The 2,932-nt window shown below is 56.1% G+C and carries 2 protein-coding genes and 1 pseudogene; all 3 read right to left on the bottom strand.

Annotated features, from left to right (window positions below; genetic code table 11):
- Window positions 1-666: pseudogene (locus Q7S58_RS07220) on the bottom strand (terminase); the annotation flags it as partial.
- Window positions 663-1,145, bottom strand: coding sequence for a DUF5681 domain-containing protein (locus Q7S58_RS07215; RefSeq protein ID WP_304822708.1), 483 nt, complete (start codon window positions 1,143-1,145; stop codon window positions 663-665). The gene Q7S58_RS07215 and the pseudogene Q7S58_RS07220, both read right to left, overlap by 4 nt.
- 36 nt (window positions 1,146-1,181) lie before the next feature.
- Entirely contained in the window at window positions 1,182-2,489 is a 1,308-nt protein-coding gene (locus Q7S58_RS07210) for a DNA methyltransferase (RefSeq protein ID WP_304822705.1), read from the bottom strand.
- Window positions 2,490-2,932: the final 443 nt, after the last annotated feature.

Here is a 2,932-nt window from a genome sequence, read left to right as displayed (position 1 = left end):
CACCCAGGGCTCCCGCGCCATCACATAGCCGGCCAAATCGTCGAGGTGCAGGCGCTGCATGATCAAGATGATGACGTCGTCACGCTTGCTGTCCAGGCGCGAGTAGAGGGTGCTGTCGAAACAATTGTTGACGCTCGCGCGTTTGGTTTCCGACATCGCACCTTCGGGATTGATCGGATCGTCGATGATGATGAGGTTTCCGCCCCGCCCGGTCAGCGTGCCACCGACGGAAGTCGAAAAGCGGAAACCATGGCGAGTAGTCACGTAGTTGAGTTCGGTATTCTTGTCGCGACTGATCCTAGTACCAGGAAAAACGCCCCGATACCAATCAGACTCCATGACAGCCCTGCAATCTCCCGCATGCTTGCCGGCCAGATTCTCGGAGTAGCTCGCGCAAATTATTCGCTTTGACGGATCTCTGCCCAGAACAAAGGCTGGAAACGCCACCGAAGCACAGATCGATTTTCCATAGCGCGGCGGAAGCGTAATTATCAGCCGCTTGATGGCGCCGGATGCGCACTGCTCCAAGTGATACGCCATCGCGTCGATGTGCCAGTTACGTAAATAGGGTTGCGCAGGCGCTACCGTCAGAAATGTCCGATGAATGAACGTCGACAGATCATTGCGGAGCCTATATTTAATCAGCAGGCGCTCTTCCGCACTCACGACCGGTACGACTCTTCAGGAGGCGCTACTGGAGTCGGCACTACGGGCGAAGGTTCAACCGGCGTAGGGACTTCAGCTGCACGTGCTTTCGGTTGCGGCGATGGTTGAGCTTTTTCCAGAAGACGAGCTTCAATGCCGGCAATCAGTTCTTGCTCGGCGGCGTCGAGCGGCGGCTCAACCTCGATTGCCGTCTCTTCAAAACCATAGGCTCGAAACAGAATGTTTAACAGGGTCGTGTTAGAGCGGGCATCGCCCTTGATTGCTCTCGCTACCAGAGTCTTAAATAACGCGCACTGCTTGGACATCGTGACCTTGCGATCGCCCTCGGTGACGGTGATCCTTTCCTGCAGGACCTCGGTCAGTTCGGTACGCAGGTTTTTTCGTCCCTTCGGACGACCCTTGGAGTTTCCCGAGCAACCTGTTCTGAACCGGCTATGCACCGGCGGCCTGCCAAAACCCACTTGATCTGCTAATCCCATCTTCCCGCCCCTTCCTTCTGTTGAGTTTCGTGAATCTTAGAGACTTTTCTCGGCGCGCTCGGCCCGTGTATCCGCGAAGGTCGCACCGGTCGCAGCGTGATTTGCGACTTTTCCCGTAAGCTTCTGGTAACGCTGGATAGTCACATCGACATAGGCCGGATCGAGTTCCATCAGGTAAGCTCGTCTGCCGGTCTTCTCCGCTGCTAGCAGGGTCGTTCCGCTGCCGCCAAAGCAGTCGAGCACGATCCCGCGGCGGGTCGAGCAGTCCAAAATCGCATCGGCGACCAAGGCTGTTGGCTTTACCGTCGGATGCATGGCCAGGTCGTCCATCCGACCGGCGCGCATAGTATTGATGCCGGCGTAGTCCCAAACGTTGGTGCGATACCGGCCATGACGACCCAGCTCGATATTGTTGATGTGAGCCGCAGAGCCACGCTTGAAAACGAAAACCAATTCGTGCTTCGAGCGGTAGAGCGATCCCATTCCTCCATTGTCCTTATTCCAGACACAGAGGTTTTTTAGCTCATCGTAAACGTCGCGACCTGCCGAGGTAAGCTCGAAGCAATGTCGCCAGTCCATGCAAACGAAATGAATCGAGCCGTCGATGCTGAACGTGGCTAAATGCCCGAGCGTCGTCTTCAGAAACTCGATGAACTGAGGTTCGGACATTTCGCCGGCGGCCATCTGAAATTCTCGATGCTTGATCGCGCCCAAGCCGCAGACATGGCCGTCGATTGGTACGTTGTAAGGCGGATCGACAAACACCATCTGCGCTCGCTGCGCTTCAAGCAGATAATCGAACGATGCTGCTTCGGTCGCGTCGGCACAGAGCACTCGATGATCGCCCAATTCCCACAGGTCACCCAGCCGGCTCACCGGCGTCACTGACCTGTCTACTTCCGGTATCTCTTCCGTTTGATCGCTCGTGCCGTCGAGGTTGAGCCCTTGAATCAAAACGTCGATCTCGGGCGTGTCAAAGCCGGTAATGGTCGCGTCAAAGTCCAGCTCGAGATCGGACAAGTACTGCAGCTCCAGAGCCAGCAGTTCGCGATCCCAGCCGGCGTTTTCAGCCAGCCGATTGTCGGCGATCACGTACGCGCGCTTTTGCGCTTCCGTCATATGATCCAGGCGGATGGTCGGGACCTCGCTGATGCCAAGCAGCTTGGCGGCCTCTATCCGACCGTGACCCGCGATCACTCCGAGTTCAGGATCGATTAGAATCGGATTGGTGAACCCGAACTGACGAATGCTCCTCGCTATCTGGTTGATCTGTTTGTCTGAATGAGTCCTTGGGTTGCGGGCGTACGGCTTCAACGATCCAATCGTCAAAACCTCGATATCCAACTTCCTTTGTTGCTCTACCACTACCTATTCCCCCGTTTGCGAGATCAGCCTGAGCTGATCTCAGTTTTGAAAACAGAATCTGCGCGCCTGGCCCCGCGGCCCGGCGTCTTTGGCTCTCGTGCGCGCCGAAAGGAGGTAACAGCTCAACCCTCTCACCGGACCTCAATCCGACGGCAGGCCAGAGGCTTTCGAAATCCGCCCGGCAGATCGACCCCGCTTCAGTCACTGACGAAACCAGCATCGACTGCCTTATGGCTAAACCGTAACCTACAGAGCCTTCTCGACCAGACCGAAAGAAACCCCTTTTTCGGCAGGACAAGCACGAACTGTACCATATGTAGGAAATGTCGTCAAGTCGACGGAAATTGTGCTTACTTTTGGCTCACTTTTCGACCTCCCTGACAAGTCGCAAAATTCGTCTTTTCTGAGAGGTGGCCGGAACC

The organism is Candidatus Binatus sp. (assembly GCF_030646925.1).
Lineage (GTDB): Bacteria > Desulfobacterota > Binatia > Binatales > Binataceae > Binatus.
This window is presented reverse-complemented; position numbering and strand designations above follow the sequence as displayed.

Excerpts from the sequence above, each read along its gene's own strand:
- Q7S58_RS07215 (WP_304822708.1), bottom strand. The coding sequence starts at position 1,145 with ATGGGATTAGCAGATCAAGTGGGTTTTGGCAGGCCGCCGGTGCATAGC.